Annotated in this window: 3 protein-coding genes; all 3 read right to left on the reverse strand. The window is 33.1% G+C overall.

Going from position 1 to position 2516, the window contains the following annotated elements:
- Positions 1 to 299: 299 nt before the first annotated feature.
- Positions 300 to 680, reverse strand: a complete 381-nt coding sequence (locus IQI_RS01490; RefSeq protein WP_064091096.1) for a DUF3139 domain-containing protein — start codon at positions 678 to 680, stop codon at positions 300 to 302.
- A 464-nt stretch (positions 681 to 1144) separates the two neighbouring features.
- A complete protein-coding gene (locus IQI_RS01495) occupies positions 1145 to 1573 on the reverse strand; it encodes an ester cyclase (RefSeq protein ID WP_064091097.1) in 429 nt (142 codons plus the stop codon).
- Between the two features lie 167 nt (positions 1574 to 1740).
- Positions 1741 to 2223, reverse strand: a complete 483-nt coding sequence (locus IQI_RS01500) for a GyrI-like domain-containing protein (RefSeq protein ID WP_231893367.1) — start codon at positions 2221 to 2223, stop codon at positions 1741 to 1743.
- Positions 2224 to 2516: the final 293 nt, after the last annotated feature.

The following is a 2516-nucleotide window of genomic DNA, read 5'->3' on the forward strand; positions in this document are numbered from 1 at the left end:
AAGAACAGGATTAAAATGGCTTAAATCATTTGCTAATTTGTCCAATACCTCTTGCCTGTTTTCTTCTAGAGTTCTTACTTGTTCCATTTTTTCAGTTTGATAGAACATCAATATTATTCCGAATAAAACCACCATAACAAAACTTATAATCGGTAGCTTTCTCTTCAAGCTCGCTCCCCCTTGCAATAATATTCACATAAAAAATACTTATTCAACTAAACTGCCCGATAATTGAATACGAGCAATACCCTTGTTCTCAGTAACTGATCTTCAGTTATTGCCCCCGTTAACGGAAGAACTTATTTACTTTTATCTAACGGTCCATTAGTTCCTTCAGAATGTGTATATATTTCATTTTCAGTATAACCTGAAATTCCACCTTGACTAATTACCCCGTTGTCATAATGATAATAATAAATAGCATTTGGTTCATCTTTAAATACCACATACATCACCCAGGGTCTATACGATAATAAAACATTGGTTATAGAATGGTCGATTTGAATTTCTTTTATCTCATTTTCTTCATATTCTTTATCTATTGTCAAATGTGTAAGTATTTCATCATATCGTCTTTCTTCACCTACATCTACATAGACGATATATGAAAAATAAGAAAGTAAAATTACAACCAATGGGATTGCAAGTATAACTTTTCTGTTTTTGATATTCTTAGGCATTGTTTCTTCCCCCTTTGTAAAAACCAAAACCCCTTTAGTGTAATTATACACTAAAGGGGTTTATTTACAATTAAATTATGAGTTTATTTATGTTAGTTGAAAAAAGGATGTTCAATTAACCTGCCCTTTACTTGAATAAATCAGAGAGCGTTAATATACAATAATAACTCTTAATTAGTTAACATCATTTTCCCCATTTAACCTTTTCACTTCTTTTTCTAAGTAATCTAAACGACGATGAATACGATATATAATTGGAAGATATGCAACAGCAGCAATGATTAACCAGCCCATTTTTATTCCCCCTTTTAACAACTCTTTATTAAACACCTTCTTTAATTAACCTGCCCTTTAACTGAATAAAGAAAAACTTAAGACCAGCTCGCCGATCTTAAGCTATCGCCCCTGTTAGTTGAAGACTTGAATTTGAGATACAAAGTCATTTTCTCTTTTCATGATGCTCCCTAGAAAACATTATGAGTATTTTTTTGCAAAGCACCTAAATCAAATAAGATAGCTGCATCACTGTTTTCGCACCATAGTTCATCAACCTTGTCACCTTTAAAATAAAAAATCATAATACCTGTTTCCTTAACCCGTTGATTTTCCGATGGTATATCAAACCATCCACCTTTATAAGTCATCCAGCCAGTATAACGAACCGCCAGCTTTTGTTTCTGCTCTATTAGGTCATTAATCTCCCATTCATCCTCTTGAAAAACTGATTGATACCATTCCATAAATTCCTTCATCTTTTCTTTTGTATGTTCACCTTGGTGGGAGTGGTAAACAAAGTCTTCAGTTGTAAGTTCATCCAAGATTTCTAAATTCCCTTTAGTAAAATATTCTTTGAACCATTTTTCAGCGACTTGTCTTTTTTCAACACTTATCACAGCTTGCTTCCTCCCTGTACTATATTCAATTTCGTGCTTTAAATTGTGCATATTTATTTAAGAGAGACTCTTAACCCTTTTAAAGAATAGCCCCTATACTGGAATAGGATTGAACAATAATTTAATTTACTTCCTCACTACTCCACTATTACAATTTTCGATATCGACTAAATTACCGGATCACATAGATCCACTTTATCTTCACTTTCCGTCCATTTTGAATAAATTTCTAATGACCACTTTCCTGGTACTCTCTCATATCCATTCTCACTAATCCATTTGTGCAAATGAGTATATACTTGGAAAATTTCTGAAGCATGCCCTTTAAAATTCAGAACTGCATACTTCTGTGCTGGCACAACTAAACTAACCATACCCTCAGGAATATTTTCAAATTCATGAACCTCGAAACAGACCCAGTATCCATCGTCTTCTTCTGAACTCTCTTGAGCTTTAAAAGCTCCAATAAGTTTAACTGGCTCAACAAGTTGTTTAATCTCAGATTTACGTCGTTCTAATGACATGTAAGCCTCAGGGATCTGTTTACCATAACCCCTCATATCTTCGCAAACTACTCGAAATCCAACTAACTTCTTCTTTGGAAATTCCTTTACACCTTCTAAAGTTATAGAATTCATTTTTTCCATCATTCTTAATCTCCTTTGAGTAATATTTTTTGCTTCTATATAAGCACTTCTTCAAAAGGATATTTTTTCCTCTTTTATTTGTATAAGTAAAAAAGCAGAATAGATTACTCTGCAAGCACGCATTTCACATTCCCTCCCTAAAATTCTCAAAAAAAGGCGACTATTCTTATTGAATAATCGACCCCTTTAATTGTACAATCGGGAGTTGCTTGTTCAGCAAATGCTCTCCGTTAGTAAAAAATCACTTTTTGTTTTCATTTTGAATTTCTTGCCACTCTTCAGAGTAATCGGGATTA

Source organism: Rossellomorea aquimaris TF-12, assembly GCF_001648555.1.
Taxonomy (GTDB): domain Bacteria; phylum Bacillota; class Bacilli; order Bacillales; family Bacillaceae_B; genus Rossellomorea; species Rossellomorea aquimaris.

Coding starts and splice junctions, on each gene's coding strand:
- IQI_RS01490 (WP_064091096.1), bottom strand. CDS start 680: ATGCCTAAGAATATCAAAAACAGAAAAGTTATACTTGCAATCCCATTG.
- IQI_RS01500 (WP_231893367.1), bottom strand. CDS start 2,223: ATGATGGAAAAAATGAATTCTATAACTTTAGAAGGTGTAAAGGAATTT.